The following is a 14,277-nucleotide window of genomic DNA, read 5'->3' on the forward strand; positions in this document are numbered from 1 at the left end:
AACCATATAGCGCGCAAGAGGTATGGAACAAGACGTCAGGGATGACGTTGAACCCGATATCAATGGTGGTTCAATGACGAAACGCTCTGCTGACATAAAACTCCGAGCGCCAGTGGTGTCAGGGGCGCCTGGATCGCTAGCAGATTCCGATGCGGGGCCCGTCCCGGATCGCATGCTGATGCTTGCGAAGCGGTTGCAGGCGGCCTTGGATGACAGAATTCGGAAAGCAAATCCTCTGCATTCTAACCTCCGTTGCAAGAAAGGATGACGACGTGCGCGACCTGCGGGGGCTGCATATTCTGATAGTTGAAGACGAATGGACGATGGCGGGAGATCTTGCGCGGTTTTTCAGCAATATGGGCGCCATAATCCTTGGTCCCGCTGCAACCGTCGAACAGGCTTCCAAACACACCGGGACGGCCGAAGCTGCAATCCTCGACGTCAATCTCAATGGCCGACGCGTGTTTCCAATCGCCGATGAGTTGATGCGCCGGGGTGTCCCCTTCGTGTTCTTCAGTGGCGATGACGACATCGCCATTCCCGACCATCTCCGCTATGCCAGCAATCTGCGGAAATCCTCGGGCAGCCAGGCGGTGTTCAACGCACTCTTTCCCCCGCAGGAATCGGGGCGGGCGCCCCCCGGACCGGACCCGTCCGACGACGTCTTCGCGCTTTTGCCCAAACTGCGACTTGCGGCGCGCCTTTTGCTGGGAGACGTCGACGCATCGGATCGGCTCGTCGAGAGGACGCTCGAGCAAGCGATCCGGGATGTCGACCGCAGACAGCCTGGTCAATCCACTGAAAACTGGCTCAACGGCATCATGCGAGAGATGGCGAAAACCCGCGGCGCAAACCTGATGCATTAATTTTACCCTCCCTCTCAGGCTGAAGTGCTAAGCCGCGGGGCCGTCATTGTTGACCACATCTCGACAACTGGGCCGTACAGATCAGCCGCTTGGCTTGCGTCATCAGCCCTTCTGATCGCGCTCGACGAATTTGTTGAAACGGCTGGCTTTCCCCTCCCCAGTCTTGGCCTGATACAGAAAGGCCAGATCGTTCTCGTCGAATATCCGGAAGAACTCGTCCCATTCGATGGGCTCGAATGCTTCCTCAGGCTCACCGAAGTCGATCCGCAGGATGCCGCCCTCGCCTTTTGTGCGTACCACTGCCGGCCGGCCGTCCCGCTCCTCGGCCCACTTGCGAATTTCGTCGTGGTCGGTGGTCGTTTGCGACTGAGACATTGAAATCTCCTTTGATCGGCGTTGCTCCATGGGACACGCGGGCTGTCGGGCGTCCTAACAGCACAAGGGCGTCAATGTTCCAGCACCGCGCCGTGATCGCGATGCCGGCCCAACGAAGTCCGCCAAAGGAACTTTGTTGAAGCAAGGGAACAAACCTTTTGCCGAAAAGTTCGGGGCGCCGAGGTTACTTGTCTGAGGAGTCGTCGTGAAACGCATATTGGTTACAGGAGGCTGCGGCTTCATCGGCCGGCATGTCGCACAGGAACTCGTCGAGCAGGATTATTCGGTTCGCATCCTCGATGCGCTGCTGGAGCAGGTGCATGCGGGCGAAGCCGTCGCGCTTCCCGCCGGGACCGAACTGATCAAAGGTGATGTCCGAGACCGGGAGGCGGTCGCCAGTGCGCTGGAAGGTGTTGACGCGGTCATTCATCTGGCGGCGGAAGTCGGCGTCGGACAATCGATGTACGAGATCGCGCGCTATGTCGGCGCCAATGATCTCGGCACCGCAACGCTACTTGAAGCACTGATCAAGCACCCGGTCGAACGGATCGTCGTCGCCTCGTCGATGAGCGTCTATGGCGAAGGGCTCTATGCAACGCCAGACGGCCGGCGCATCGACAATGCCCGGCGCAAGGCGAGCGACATCAAAAGCGGGCAATGGAATCCGCTGTCGCCAGAGGGAGCCCCCCTCTCGCCGCTGCCGACGGACGAAGAAAAGCCGGTCGATCTCGCCTCAATCTATGCGCTGACAAAATACGCACAAGAACGCGCTGTGCTGATCTTCGGCGAGGCCTATGGCATCGATGCTGTCGCGTTGCGCCTGTTCAATGTCTTCGGCGCCGGCCAGGCATTGTCGAACCCCTATACCGGCGTGCTGGCCAACTTCGCTTCGCGTCTCGCCAACGGCCAACGGCCAATGATCTTCGAGGATGGCGAACAGAAGCGCGATTTCGTCCATGTGCATGACGTCGCCCGCGCCTTTCGCCTTGCACTGCAGCAACGCCAGGCAAAGGGTCATGTCATCAACATCGGCAGCGGCCGAGCCTACGCGATCAGCGAAGTCGCACGATTGCTGGCCGAGGCCATGGGGACACCGAACCGCTCGCCCGAACTGCTCGGCAAAGCGCGCTCCGGCGATATCCGCAACTGCTTCGCCGATATTTCCAAGGCCCGTGAGCTGCTCGGTTTCGAGCCGGTGCGGCAACTGGAGAATTCGCTCGGCGATTTCGTTTCCTGGGTGCGTAACACGTCCGCCGTCGACCGCGGCGCCGACATGAAACGCGAGCTCGAAGAACGCGGGCTGGTGTCATGAACACACGCAATCGACGCGACGCGCCGGTCGCCATCGTCGGCGGCAGCGGCTTCATAGGATCGAACCTCGCCGACAGCCTGTTGTCGGATGGTGAACCGGTGCTGGTGATCGACAATCTCAGCCGTCCGGGCGTCCAGCAGAACCTTGAATGGCTGGCACAAAAACACGCCAGTCGCCTCACGGTGGAGACCATCGACGTGCGGGACGCCAACGCCTTGGCGCCGGCTCTGACGGGTTCAAAGGCAATTTTCCATCTGGCCGCGCAAACCGCCGTCACCACAAGCCTGGTCCAGCCGGGCGAGGATTTCGACATCAACCTTCGCGGAACATTCAACGTACTGGAGGCGGCGCGACTGAGCGGTGAGTGTATTCCTGTTGTCTTCGCCAGCACCAACAAGGTCTATGGCAGCCTGCCCGACGTCGCGGTCCGCGAGGACGGCGACCGCTATGTGCCTTGCGACAGCGTCATCCAGGCGAACGGCATCGATGAGGCTCGGGGCCTGGACTTCTGCACGCCCTACGGTTGCTCCAAGGGCGCGGCGGACCAGTATGTGCTCGACTACGCCAAATCCTACGGCATGCCGACGGCGGTGCTGCGGATGAGCTGCATCTATGGACCGCGCCAGTTCGGAACCGAGGACCAGGGCTGGGTCGCGCACTTCCTGCTCAGCGCGCTGACGGGACGCCCCATCACCATTTACGGTGACGGCAGGCAAGTGCGCGATATCCTACATGTTTCCGATGCCGTCGCCGCCTACAGGGCCGTACTCGACCACATCGAGACGACCAAAGGCCAGGCATTCAATCTTGGCGGCGGCCCGGAAAATGCGCTCAGCCTGCGCACGCTGTTGAGCGAGATCCGTGGCCTGACCGGCCATGAGCTTTCAATCCGCCATGATGGCGAACGCACCGGCGACCAGCCCTTCTTCGTCGCCGACACCCGCAAGATCAAAACCGCGCTTGGCTGGATGGCCCAGGTTTCATGGCGCGAAGGCGTCCGCGACCTAGCCGACTGGCTGCAGCGCCACCGGCTCGAGCCTCACCCCGAAGCCGTGAGGTACGTCGCATGAAAATCGCTCTGGTAAACCCATTCTGGACCTACGACGACAGCATCTATTTCGGCTGCCGCCAACCACATCTGCCGCTGGAACTCGGCTATTCGAAGGCCCTGCTCGAAGCCGCCGGACATGAGGTGCTGATGCTGGATGGTCAGTTGCAGAAGCTCGACAATTCCGGTCTTTGCGAGCGGGTGGCCGATTTCGCCCCGGCAATGACTGTCGTCAGTACCGCGCCGACCTATCTGTTCTGGCGCTGCGCACCGCCGGAATTGCGCGTGCCGGCCGATTTCCTCAACCTTCTCGCCGGGCGCGGTGGACGCACGGTCGCCGTCGGGCCGCACGGCTCGGCCACGCCGGCGCCAACCTTGCGCAAGCTCGGCGTCGACATCGTCGTGCGCGGCGAATGCGAAGAAGTCGTCGAGCAACTTGCCCGGCGCGACGATTGGAGCGCAGTGCCCTCAACCGCTTATCTGCGGGATGCCAGGGTGGTTTCGAACGGCGGCGTCCACGCCAGCTCGTTTGTCGATCATCCACCCCTCGAATGGCCTGCGGACTGGATCGCAGCCCATTCGCATCACCATCACAGGTTCGATGACAATCAGGTCGGGTTCGGTGCGGAAGTCGAGGCATCGCGCGGCTGTCCCTACAATTGCAGCTTCTGCGCCAAGATCGATTTCCGTGATGCCTATCGCCGTCGAAACCACCAAGCGGTGGTCGCGGAGATCGATCGGCTGATTGCCCAAGGTGTCGGCTACATCTACTTCATCGACGAAATCTTCCTGCCGCAAAAAGCGCTGCTGGAAGCCTTGGTCGATCGCAATGTGAAATTCGGCATACAGACCCGCATCGATCTGTGGAAGCCCGAGCTGCTGGAATTGCTGGGCGCCGCAGGCTGCGTCTCCATTGAAGCGGGGCTCGAAAGCCTGACGGTTGAAGGCCGGGCGATGCTGGCCAAGCGCTGCCGGCTGGGCACCGAGGAACTTGCCGCGCTGCTCGTCGATGCTAGACGTCACGTTCCATTCGTTCAAGCCAATCTGATCGGCGTGGTCGAGGATGATCCCGCCCTGGTCGAGCACTGGCGAACCCACCTGATCGACCACGGCGTATGGGCCAATGAACCTGTTCCGCTTTATCCGTATCCGAGTTCGCCCAGCTATCGCGAGCTTTGGGGCGAACCCGACGACCTTGCCTGGGAGCGCGCCCATGATCACTATCTCGCATCCTTCCAGAAATTCAGTGACATCCAGGAGAAGCGGCCCCGGCCGCTGGCGGAACTGGAGGCGACATGTTGCGGACACTGACGCCGCGCTCGTGGCGCATCCTGATGACCGTCGATGCCGTGGGCGGCGTATGGCGCTATGCGCTTGATCTGGCAAGGGAACTTGTGAACGGCGGCGACAGCGTGGTGCTTGCCGGGCTCGGTCCCCAGCCGACGAGGCAGCAGGCTGCGGAGGCAGAGGCTTTCACCACGCTGATCTGGTTGAACACGCCGCCGGATTGGATGACCCACAACGGCGGCGACCTGGATGCGCTACCGCGAGAATTGCTTGCGCCCATGCGCGACCACGCCATCGACCTAGTCCATTTCAACGCGCCGACGCAGGCGGCGGGATTCGATGCGCCGTGCCCAGCCGTGGCGGTCTCCCATTCCTGCGTGACGACATGGTTCCACGCCGTCAGGAAACAGGCAGTGGATGGCGCGTGGGCCTGGCAGAAGGAGCGCAACAGGCGTGGCTTCAATCGGGCCGACGCAGTCATCGTGCCGAGCCGCAGCCACGCCGACATGCTTGAGACCTGCTACGGCCCGATCGCGCGTCTGAGTGTGGTGGGAAATAGTGCCAGTCCGGTGCCGAAGGCCGAAAAGCGCCAACCGCTCGTCTTCGCCGCTGCCCGCTGGTGGGACGAGGGGAAGAATGCGGCGGTGATCGACCAGGCCGCGTCGCTGACGCGATGGCCCGTCTTTGCCGCCGGTTCGATGCACGGTCCGAACGGCGGGCGTACCAGCTTCAGCTATGCTGTTCCTCTGGGAGCACTGCCGTCTCACGAGGTGCGCTCCTTGATGGCGCGCGCCGGCATTTTCGTGTCGCCGTCGATCTATGAGCCATTCGGTCTGGCCGCGCTGGAAGCTGCCATGTCGGCGACGCCCCTGGTGCTTTCCGACATCGCAACCTATCGCGAACTATGGGACGGGGCCGCGATGTTCTTTGACGCGCGCAATCCGCACGACCTCGCTGCCGGCCTCAATCGTCTTTCCAGCGATGCCGAACTCAGGCGAGAGCTCGGCCAGGCAGCGATGCGACGGAGCCGCCGGTTTACACTGGCCAGGCAAGCGGCAGCCATGCGAGGCGTCTACGACAAGGCGGCCCTGGCTATGGCGGGGCGTTGACCATGCGCTTTTTGTTTTACACCCACTCGGTCGTATCCGACTGGAACCATGGCAATGCCCATTTCCTGCGCGGTATCATGCGGGATCTGATCGCGCGCCAGCACCAGGCAGTCGCGCTGGAGCCGTCCGACGGCTGGAGCCGTTCGAACCTATTGGCCGAGAAGGGATCCTTCGCCATCGAACGCTTCCGCAAGGATTTCCCAGAGTTGATGCCGGTGACCTACGATGCCGGGTTCGATCACGAGGCCTGGATCGCCGAGGCCGACGTTGTGATCGTTCATGAGTGGACGGATCCGGAGCTTGTCGCACGCATCGGTCGTGCCCGGGCCGCTGGCGGCAACTTCATCCTTCTGTTTCATGACACCCATCACCGGGCCGTATCGGCAACCGAGGCAATCTCGGCGCTACGGTTGGAGCACTATGACGGCGTCCTCGCCTTTGGCGAGGCCTTGCGCGAGAGCTATCTGCGCGCCGGCTGGGGCAAGCGCGTCTTCACCTGGCATGAAGCCGCGGACGATCGCCTGTTCAAGCCGCACCCAGAGATCCATCCCATGTCCGATCTGGTCTGGATTGGAAACTGGGGCGACGATGAGCGGACTGCCGAACTCAAGGAATTTCTGATCGAGCCAGTACACGATCTCGGTCTCGAGGCCACTGTTCACGGCGTACGCTATCCCAAGCCCGCACTTGCGGACCTGGCCGCCGCCGGACTGCGCTATGATGGATGGATCGCCAATGCCGATGTGCCGAAGGCGTTCGCTGCGCATCGTGTCACCGTTCACATCCCACGGCGCCCCTATCGTGAGGGATTGCCTGGAATTCCGACGATCCGGATGTTCGAGGCGCTCGCCTGCGGCATTCCGCTGATTTCAGCGCCCTGGTCCGATGTCGAGCAGTTGTTCAGGCCCGGCGTCGACTTCCTGTTTGCGGAGAACGGCTCTCAGATGCGCCAACACTTGCGGGCGGTATTGGCCGATGCGGATTTCGCGGCTTCCCTGGTGACTTCGGGCCTCGAGACCATTCGCTCCCGGCATACCTGCCAGCACCGCGTTGACGAGCTGTTCCGCGTGCTCACGGCATGCACGACCGAACATACCATCAACAACACCACCGCAAAGGAAGCCGCCGCATGAAGATGGCATTCTACGGATCGAGTCTTTTGTCGTCCTACTGGAACGGTGCCGCAACTTACTATCGCGGGTTGCTGAAGGCGCTTTCCCAATTGGGCTACGAAATCACCTTCTATGAACCCGACGTCTACGACCGGCAGAAGAATCGCGACATCGAGGCGCCTGACTGGTGCACTGTCGTCGTTTATGAAGCGACCCAGCACGCGCTGATGCAGGTCGCGGCACGTGCCGCCAGCGCCGACATCGTCGTCAAGGCGAGTGGCGTCGGTTTCGAGGACGAGGCGCTGCTGCGCGCCGTTCTCGACCACGCCCGCAGCGACGCGCTGGTGGTATTCTGGGACGTGGACGCTCCGGCAACCCTTGCCCAGTTGCGCGACGAACCGGACCATCCGCTCCATAGCGCCCTGCAAGAAATCGACCTTGTGCTGACCTATGGAGGCGGCGACCCCGTGGTATGGGCCTACCGTGCCATGGGGGCGAACGAATGCGTGCCGATCTACAATGCGCTCGATCCCCAAACGCATTATCCGGTCACCAGCAATGCGCGTTTCGCTTGCGATCTGGCGTTCCTTGGCAACAGGCTGCCGGATCGTGAGGCACGGGTCGAAGCGTTTTTCCTCGATCCCGCATGCCAGCTGCCGAAACAGCGTTTTCTGCTCGGTGGATCGGGCTGGGGGGACAAGCCGCTTCCCGCCAATGTCGGCTGGCTCGGTCACGTCGGCACCCGCGATCACAATGCCTTCAACGTCACACCCAAGGCGGTTCTGAACATCAGCCGCGACAGCATGGCCGTAAACGGTTTTTCACCGGCCACGCGTGTCTTCGAGGCGGCCGGCGCCGGCGCCTGCCTCATCACCGATGCGTGGCTGGGCGTGGAACTGTTCCTGAAACCAGGCGAGGAGATCCTGGTGGCGCGCGACGGCGGCGATGTCGCCGAGATCATGTGCTCGCTGACCTCCAGTCGGGCAAAGGCAATCGGCCAGGCCGCACTTTGCCGCGTGCTGGCCGATCACACCTACGCGTTGCGGGCGGAGGTGGCCGATGCAGTCTTCAAACGTCACTTCGAGCAGGGGACCGTGGAGGCAGCGGAATGACCAAGCAATTGGACATCGTCTTTCTTGGCCTGTCGCTGTCCTCGTCCTGGGGAAACGGCCACGCCACGACGTTTCGAGGCCTGCTGAAAGGTCTGCACGAACTCGGCCACCGCGTGACCTTTCTGGAGCGCGAGGTGCCGTGGTACGCAAACCACCGCGATCTGCGCGATCCGGATTTCTGCGCCTTGCGCTACTACGAAACCACTGCGGAGTTGCAACGCGACTACGCCCGGTGCCTGGAGCAGGCCGACATCGTCGTCATCGGCTCGTTTGTGCCGGAAGGGCGCGTGGTCATCGACATCGTCGCTTCACTTTGCAAAGGGCGCTTCTGCTTTTACGACATCGACACGCCGGTGACCGTGGCGCAGCTTTCAGCCGACGATTGCGATTATCTGAGCTGGCGGCAGATTCCTTACTTCGACGTCTACTTCTCGTTCACCGGCGGGCCGATGCTTGGCCGTCTGGTGGAGGACTTCGGCGCGCGCCGCGCCGAACCGCTCTACTGCTCGGTCGACCCGGAACGGCACCACCGGACCGGCGATCCGATCCGCTGGGATCTCGGCTATCTCGGCACCTACAGTGCCGACCGGCAGGCAACGCTGAACGCGCTGCTGCTCGAGCCCGCACGGCATATGCGGGACCGGCGTTTCGTCGTGGCCGGTTCGCAATACCCATCCGACATCATCTGGCCGGACAATGTCGAACGTATCGAACATCTGCCGCCCGCCGATCATGCCGCGTTCTACAACCGTCAGCGCTACACGCTGAACGTCACACGCAGTTCCATGATCGCCGCGGGATGGTCGCCCAGTGTGCGCCTGTTCGAAGCGGCGGCTTGCGGCACGCCCATCATCAGCGATCGCTGGCCAGGGCTCGACAGCTTCTTTCCCGCTTCCGCGATCCACACCGCCGGGGAAACGGACGATGTCGTCGAGATCCTCTTCGGCGAGTCCGAGCGCACACGCCTCGCCATGGCCCGCCGGGCCCGCGAACGTGTCCTCGCATCCCACACCGGTGCAGCCAGGGCCCGCGAATTCGTGGCGGCGTTGACACAGCCAAGGGCGGCGGCCCTCGATTTCGACATCGGAAGCGCAGCATGACCAGCAGACGGGAGAAAACGGCGATGCGACAAACACGAAACGCGCGAAGGGCAAAGGCAGTGCTTGTTGCCGGCGGTGCGGGATTCCTCGGTTCGCATCTTTGCGAAGCATTGCTCCGCAACGGCTGGCGCGTGATCTGCGCCGACAATTTTCTGACTGGGCGCATGGAGAACATCATCTCGATCATGGACCATCCGGGTTTCCGGTTGATCGAGCAGGATATCTGCCGGCCATTGGATCTCGGCGAGCCCGTGGAGCGTATCTTCAACCTGGCATGCGCTGCCTCGCCGCCGCGTTACCAGGCCGACCCTATCCACACCACGCGAACCTGCGTGATTGGAACGCTCAACCTGCTCGAACTCGCTGTCCGATATGACGCGCGGCTGCTACAGGCCTCGACGAGCGAAGTGTATGGCGATCCGGAACAGCATCCCCAGAGGGAGGATTATGTCGGCCATGTGAACTGCACCGGTCCGCGCGCCTGCTACGATGAGGGCAAACGTACCGCCGAAACGCTTTGCTTCGACTATCTGAGAGCCGGCAAAGCCGACGTGCGCGTCGCGCGCATCTTCAACACCTACGGTCCGAGAATGGATCCGGCGGACGGCCGCATCGTCTCGAACCTGATCATGCAGGCGCTCGAGAAACGTCCCCTGACGATCTTCGGCGACGGCTTGCAGACGCGATCCTTCTGCTATGTCTCCGATCAGATCGATGGATTGAGGCGCCTGATGGATATCGATCCCAATCCAGGCAAGCCGGTCAATCTGGGCAATCCCGGAGAATTCACCATCGTGCGACTGGCTGCGTTGGTGAAGGCGATGACGGGTACCAAATCGGATCTGAAATTTCTACCGCTGCCGCAAGACGATCCTCGGCGCAGGCAGCCCGATATTTCGCGTGCAAAAGCGCTGCTCGGCTGGACGCCGAAGGTGCCCCTCAACGAAGGGCTCAAGCTGACGATCGATTATTTCGCAGCTCTCGAAGGCAGCCGCATCGGCGATCAGATGACAGGCTTTGCCAAAAGAGCAAGGCCCGCACCCGGAGGGCTGCAGAACCTTCCGGCGTGATGCGAGATGGCGCCGAACCTTTCCCGAGATCGTGCGGAACATCCGCCCAGGCTTGTGGTTTGGCAGGAGGACCCGATATGGAGGATCACCCTCATGCAACCCAAGCGCCCCTCGAGGGATATCGACCAGATGGCCGAACGCGAGACCGCTGCCTATCTGCGGCGCGCCTCGATTACCTATCTCGAGTGCTGCGTCAGCCTGATGATGACGCATCTGCAGCGCGAGGAAGTGGCCACTATTCTCGAGCAGGAAGCAGACATGCTGCGAAGGCTGGACTGATCGGAAACGATCATATCCGGCATTCGTCCAGGAACCGTATCAGCGGCATCCTATATCGGTCTGCCATCTCGGCCAGCCTTGTTTTTTCCCCACCGTTTTCGGATTGCGCAGCCGTGCTCCAGAGCCCGAGTTGGAATGCCAAATAGCATGGTTCGAAAAAGCCGATGTGGTCACGGTCGATGGCAAGTTCCATTCCCTCGACCAAGGTCCTCACATCGCTGTCGGACAGTCCATACTCGACGCGGGCGCCGGCAATGTCCCATTCAATCGGTTGGCAGCCGATCAAATCATGTGCCCGGCAGTGGTCAACAGCATCTGTCTTGAGCACCGTGCCATCTGCACGAACGAGAAACTCCCACGGTTGAAGCTTTCCGTCGATTTCGACGCGCTGCAGCACATGCGCGGAGGTCCGTTTCGAGAGCCAACCGCGCAACGTCGCTGCGCGTTTCTCATCCAAGGCTTCCGACGCATTGGAAACAGCCATCTCCGCGAGAGCAAGTAATGATGCACCCGGTTCGCAAGTTCGAAGATTGAGCGCACGCCAGGTTAGGTAGTTTGTGAGCTCCGCGATCAGTTTTTCCCTGGGCAGCGGCGCCTGATCCATCGTGCTGCCATCAATCCACCGTTCAACCAGAAAGCCATGGCAAAGCGCGACAACTTGCGATCCGAACCCGGCTTCATGCAACATCGCCGCGGCTCGTTTCTTGCGGAGTCCGGTTTCGCCGAGGCCGGCGAATTTGACGAGCCAGCGGTCACGCCCTGCGGACGCCAGGAATTTACGCCGCTCGGTACCGCGTGGGCTCGGCGGCCAGCGTCCTTCGTCGGCATAGTGGGCGGCCCGCCACTCGCCACCAGATGATTCGGTCAGGTTTAATTCCGGCCTGCCGACCGCCTCGGCCACCCAATCGCGCAGCGTGGGAATTTTCGAGCTTTCGGAGAAGGTGCATTCAAACGCCGTCGCCACATGTTTCGGACAGCGCGACCACGTTTCCCGAGCCTCCGGCGACGCTTCGCTGCCCGGGCCGCCTGAATGGCTGGGAAACAGGTGAATGCGGTCCGTATCGACATCCAGTTCACGCAGCCAAACGACAACGGCATGCATCGAACTGCCGGACAGGCCGGGACCCTCGTCGACAACGGCGAAACGCGCCGATGGATTGTTCTTCCAGGCGGTGATCGACCGCGGATCGGCGTTGATGTGCCTGTGGAAGGGATGGCCGATCGGACGAACGCTGAATGGCGCCGGCGCGCCAATCGAGGCCGCCACCATAGCTGCGAGCCCAAGGCCAATGCTGCGGACACCGATTACGCATGTGTTCGCATCGAGCCCCGACTTCTGCGCCGCGTCCAAATAGCTTTCGGGATAAAGCGCATAATGCGCATAACCCTCGGCGGAGCCGGTCAGAACCTCGGCCTGACAGTCGAGCCCGGCCAGCAGCTTGAGAAGTCCCGGATCGATGCCACCGCCAACGTTGAAACCGCTTCGCCACGACTTCGCTACCTCTGCCGCAAGTCCGACCAGCAGCCTGGCGCCTTGCTGTTGCCGTGGCGAAAAAATGTCGATGCCGCAGGTTCCGAAATCGAGGTCGGCAAGCGCCTGAACCAGCTCCGACACGCTGATGAACAGTCCGACCAATGCAGCATGGCGTCGGATGCCATGAGACATCCGATCAAGTCTTACGGCCATTTCGCCTGCTGCTTCGCGAAGCTGTTGTGCGTCCTGCGTCCGCTTGTGGTCGCCGTAGACGATCATCGATCGGTTTCCAATGCTTGCCGTGCGGGAACGCATCGGATGCGGCTTCGATCCATGCTGTCTCGCGCAATTTTTCGATGGGCGGAGGAACATTCCGGCAAGCTGATGGTTCGGCGCCAGGAACTTACCTTTGAACAACATAGGGTGGCGGTTTCGTGGGATCGAAAAAGGTTCGTGTTGGTATCGTTGGGGTCGGCAATTGCGCATCCTCCCTGGTGCAGGGCCTCTCGTTCTATCGTCACGCTAAAAGCAACGAACCAATCCCTGGGCTGATGCATGCCGACCTCGGCGGTTACCATGTCGACGACATCGAGATTGTCTGCGCATTCGATGTCGCCAAGAGCAAGGTTGGCCTCGACGTCGCGGAAGCGATCTACGCCGCCCCCAACAACACGTTCCGCTTTGCCGACGCCATGACAACCGGCGTTCGCGTCGAGCGCGGACCGACGCTGGACGGGATCGGCAAATATTTGCGCGACGAGATTGAAGAAGCTCCCGAGCCGGTTGCCAATGTCACCGAGATCCTGCGTGACAGCAGCGCTGACGTGCTGGTTTCCTACCTGCCGGTGGGTTCCGAGGAGGCGACCTGCTTCTATGCCGAATGCGCACTCGAGGCCGGCTGCGCCTTCGTCAATTGCATACCGGTCTTTATCGCCTCACGTCCGGAATGGCGACGGCGCTTTGAGCAGCGCGGGCTGCCGCTGGTCGGCGACGACATCAAGAGCCAGGTCGGCGCGACCATCGTGCATCGGTTGCTAGCCAATCTCTTCCGTGAACGCGGCGTACGCATCGACCGCACCTATCAACTGAATTTCGGCGGCAACACCGATTTTCTCAACATGCTGGAACGCGAGCGGCTGGAATCGAAGAAAATCTCCAAGACACAGTCCGTGGCCAGCCAGTTCGATGTTCCCCTGGAGCCGGGCAACATCCATGTCGGCCCGAGCGACCATGTGCCTTGGCTCACCGATCGCAAGTGGGCCTATATAAGGGTCGAAGGCACGACCTTCGGCGGCGTGCCGCTCAATGCCGAGCTCAAGCTGGAGGTCTGGGATTCGCCCAACTCGGCCGGCGTGGTGATCGATGCGGTACGCTGCGCCAAGCTGGCGCTCGATCGCGGCATAGCCGGCGCGCTGACCGGTCCCTGCAGCTATTTCATGAAGTCGCCTCCCGAACAGTTCACCGACGCCGAAGCGCGGCAGCGCACGCTCGCTTTTATCGCAGGCAAGGACGAGCCTTTGCTCGATGCGGCAGAATGACGACGACCTTCTTTCTGATCCGCCATGCGGCACACGAAAATGTCGGCTCCTATCTGGCAGGCCGTATGGACGGCGTTTGCCTCGGCGATGCCGGTAAGGCGCAGGCAACGCAGCTTGGCTGCCGCATGGCCCGGGAGCCCATCGTCGCGATCTTGTGCAGCCCGCGCGAGCGTACCCGAGAGACGGCGCTGCCAGTTGCGCTCGCCTGCGGTGTCGGAGAAATCGCGATCTGCGCCGAACTTGACGAGATCGACTTCGGCGACTGGTCGGGAAAGACTTTCGATGAGCTGAATGGCGACGCCAGCTGGCGAGCCTGGAATGATCAGCGGCAAGTGGCAAGGACACCGAGTGGCGAGACCATGCACGATGTCCAGCAGCGCGTCGTCGCGGTGATGAATGCTGTCCACGAGAAGCATCAGAATCAGTGTGTCGCCCTGGTCAGCCACGCCGATGTGATCAAGGCCGCCGTCTGCAAGGTCCTTGGCTTGCCGGCCGGCGACTGCTTTCGCTTCGACATCGATCCCGCTTCGATCACGACGATCGTGTCGGGGGACTGGGGGGCGAAGCTGATCCGATTGAACGAAGTTGCCTGACG

Annotated in this window: 14 protein-coding genes; 12 read left to right on the forward strand and 2 right to left on the reverse strand. The window is 61.8% G+C overall.

All coding sequences use genetic code 11. The annotated features are described in order from the left end of the window. Nucleotides 1-209 precede the first annotated feature (209 nt). A complete protein-coding gene (locus LB519_RS27445; protein ID WP_082826656.1) occupies nucleotides 210-866 on the forward strand; it encodes a response regulator in 657 nt (218 codons plus the stop codon). Between the two features lie 102 nt (nucleotides 867-968). On the opposite strand, the gene LB519_RS27450 is transcribed toward LB519_RS27445, so the two are convergent. After that, nucleotides 969-1,241 carry a hypothetical protein gene (locus tag LB519_RS27450; protein WP_063170158.1) on the reverse strand — a complete coding sequence of 91 codons (273 nt, stop codon included), beginning with the start codon at nucleotides 1,239-1,241 and terminating at the stop codon, nucleotides 969-971. 205 nt (nucleotides 1,242-1,446) lie between these two features. On the opposite strand from LB519_RS27450, the gene LB519_RS27455 reads away from it, so the two are divergent. The 9 genes from LB519_RS27455 to LB519_RS27495 all read left to right on the forward strand — a co-directional run bounded on the left by LB519_RS27455 (nucleotide 1,447) and on the right by LB519_RS27495 (nucleotide 10,670). Next, on the forward strand, nucleotides 1,447-2,553 hold the full coding sequence (locus LB519_RS27455) for an NAD-dependent epimerase/dehydratase family protein (RefSeq protein WP_024502367.1): 1,107 nt from the start codon (nucleotides 1,447-1,449) through the stop codon (nucleotides 2,551-2,553). After that, nucleotides 2,550-3,623 carry an NAD-dependent epimerase/dehydratase family protein gene (locus LB519_RS27460; RefSeq protein WP_224621627.1) on the forward strand — a complete coding sequence of 358 codons (1,074 nt, stop codon included), beginning with the start codon at nucleotides 2,550-2,552 and terminating at the stop codon, nucleotides 3,621-3,623. Before LB519_RS27455 ends, LB519_RS27460 begins: the two co-directional genes overlap by 4 nt. Beyond that, a complete protein-coding gene (locus LB519_RS27465) occupies nucleotides 3,620-4,912 on the forward strand; it encodes a TIGR04295 family B12-binding domain-containing radical SAM protein (protein ID WP_027164018.1) in 1,293 nt (430 codons plus the stop codon). Before LB519_RS27460 ends, LB519_RS27465 begins: the two co-directional genes overlap by 4 nt. Then, a complete protein-coding gene (locus LB519_RS27470) occupies nucleotides 4,897-5,997 on the forward strand; it encodes a glycosyltransferase family 4 protein (protein WP_063170155.1) in 1,101 nt (366 codons plus the stop codon). Before LB519_RS27465 ends, LB519_RS27470 begins: the two co-directional genes overlap by 16 nt. A 2-nt stretch (nucleotides 5,998-5,999) precedes the next feature. Then, nucleotides 6,000-7,130, forward strand: a complete 1,131-nt coding sequence (locus LB519_RS27475; protein ID WP_224621628.1) for a glycosyltransferase — start codon at nucleotides 6,000-6,002, stop codon at nucleotides 7,128-7,130. Then, on the forward strand, nucleotides 7,127-8,221 hold the full coding sequence (locus tag LB519_RS27480) for a glycosyltransferase (RefSeq protein WP_027164021.1): 1,095 nt from the start codon (nucleotides 7,127-7,129) through the stop codon (nucleotides 8,219-8,221). Before LB519_RS27475 ends, LB519_RS27480 begins: the two co-directional genes overlap by 4 nt. Further along, complete coding sequence (locus LB519_RS27485; RefSeq protein WP_024502362.1) at nucleotides 8,218-9,321, forward strand: glycosyltransferase; 1,104 nt, start codon at nucleotides 8,218-8,220, stop codon at nucleotides 9,319-9,321. The genes LB519_RS27480 and LB519_RS27485 overlap by 4 nt, the downstream gene beginning before the upstream one ends. Before the next feature lie 23 nt (nucleotides 9,322-9,344). After that, nucleotides 9,345-10,391 carry a UDP-glucuronic acid decarboxylase family protein gene (locus LB519_RS27490; protein ID WP_064993470.1) on the forward strand — a complete coding sequence of 349 codons (1,047 nt, stop codon included), beginning with the start codon at nucleotides 9,345-9,347 and terminating at the stop codon, nucleotides 10,389-10,391. 93 nt (nucleotides 10,392-10,484) lie between these two features. Further along, entirely contained in the window at nucleotides 10,485-10,670 is a 186-nt protein-coding gene (locus LB519_RS27495) for a hypothetical protein (protein ID WP_013533200.1), read from the forward strand. A 10-nt stretch (nucleotides 10,671-10,680) separates the two neighbouring features. Here the strand turns inward: LB519_RS27495 and LB519_RS27500 are convergent, their stop codons facing one another. Continuing rightward, nucleotides 10,681-12,423, reverse strand: coding sequence for a hypothetical protein (locus tag LB519_RS27500; protein ID WP_224621629.1), 1,743 nt, complete (start codon nucleotides 12,421-12,423; stop codon nucleotides 10,681-10,683). A 155-nt stretch (nucleotides 12,424-12,578) separates the two neighbouring features. On the opposite strand from LB519_RS27500, the gene LB519_RS27505 reads away from it, so the two are divergent. Together LB519_RS27505 and LB519_RS27510 are read left to right on the forward strand one after the other, a co-directional pair. Beyond that, nucleotides 12,579-13,682 carry an inositol-3-phosphate synthase gene (locus LB519_RS27505; protein WP_013533202.1) on the forward strand — a complete coding sequence of 368 codons (1,104 nt, stop codon included), beginning with the start codon at nucleotides 12,579-12,581 and terminating at the stop codon, nucleotides 13,680-13,682. Continuing rightward, entirely contained in the window at nucleotides 13,679-14,275 is a 597-nt protein-coding gene (locus tag LB519_RS27510; protein ID WP_024502359.1) for a histidine phosphatase family protein, read from the forward strand. The genes LB519_RS27505 and LB519_RS27510 overlap by 4 nt, the downstream gene beginning before the upstream one ends. Nucleotides 14,276-14,277: the final 2 nt, after the last annotated feature.

This window comes from Mesorhizobium sp. AD1-1 (assembly GCF_020164655.1).
Classification (GTDB): domain Bacteria; phylum Pseudomonadota; class Alphaproteobacteria; order Rhizobiales; family Rhizobiaceae; genus Mesorhizobium; species Mesorhizobium ciceri.

Excerpts from the sequence above, each read along its gene's own strand:
- LB519_RS27470 (WP_063170155.1), top strand. The coding sequence starts at position 4,897 with ATGTTGCGGACACTGACGCCGCGCTCGTGGCGCATCCTGATGACCGTC.
- LB519_RS27475 (WP_224621628.1), top strand. The coding sequence starts at position 6,000 with ATGCGCTTTTTGTTTTACACCCACTCGGTCGTATCCGACTGGAACCAT.
- LB519_RS27500 (WP_224621629.1), bottom strand. The coding sequence starts at position 12,423 with ATGATCGTCTACGGCGACCACAAGCGGACGCAGGACGCACAACAGCTT.
- LB519_RS27485 (WP_024502362.1), top strand. The coding sequence starts at position 8,218 with ATGACCAAGCAATTGGACATCGTCTTTCTTGGCCTGTCGCTGTCCTCG.
- LB519_RS27495 (WP_013533200.1), top strand. The coding sequence starts at position 10,485 with ATGCAACCCAAGCGCCCCTCGAGGGATATCGACCAGATGGCCGAACGC.
- LB519_RS27450 (WP_063170158.1), bottom strand. The coding sequence starts at position 1,241 with ATGTCTCAGTCGCAAACGACCACCGACCACGACGAAATTCGCAAGTGG.
- LB519_RS27465 (WP_027164018.1), top strand. The coding sequence starts at position 3,620 with ATGAAAATCGCTCTGGTAAACCCATTCTGGACCTACGACGACAGCATC.
- LB519_RS27510 (WP_024502359.1), top strand. The coding sequence starts at position 13,679 with ATGACGACGACCTTCTTTCTGATCCGCCATGCGGCACACGAAAATGTC.
- LB519_RS27480 (WP_027164021.1), top strand. The coding sequence starts at position 7,127 with ATGAAGATGGCATTCTACGGATCGAGTCTTTTGTCGTCCTACTGGAAC.
- LB519_RS27445 (WP_082826656.1), top strand. The coding sequence starts at position 210 with ATGACAGAATTCGGAAAGCAAATCCTCTGCATTCTAACCTCCGTTGCA.
- LB519_RS27490 (WP_064993470.1), top strand. The coding sequence starts at position 9,345 with ATGCGACAAACACGAAACGCGCGAAGGGCAAAGGCAGTGCTTGTTGCC.
- LB519_RS27460 (WP_224621627.1), top strand. The coding sequence starts at position 2,550 with ATGAACACACGCAATCGACGCGACGCGCCGGTCGCCATCGTCGGCGGC.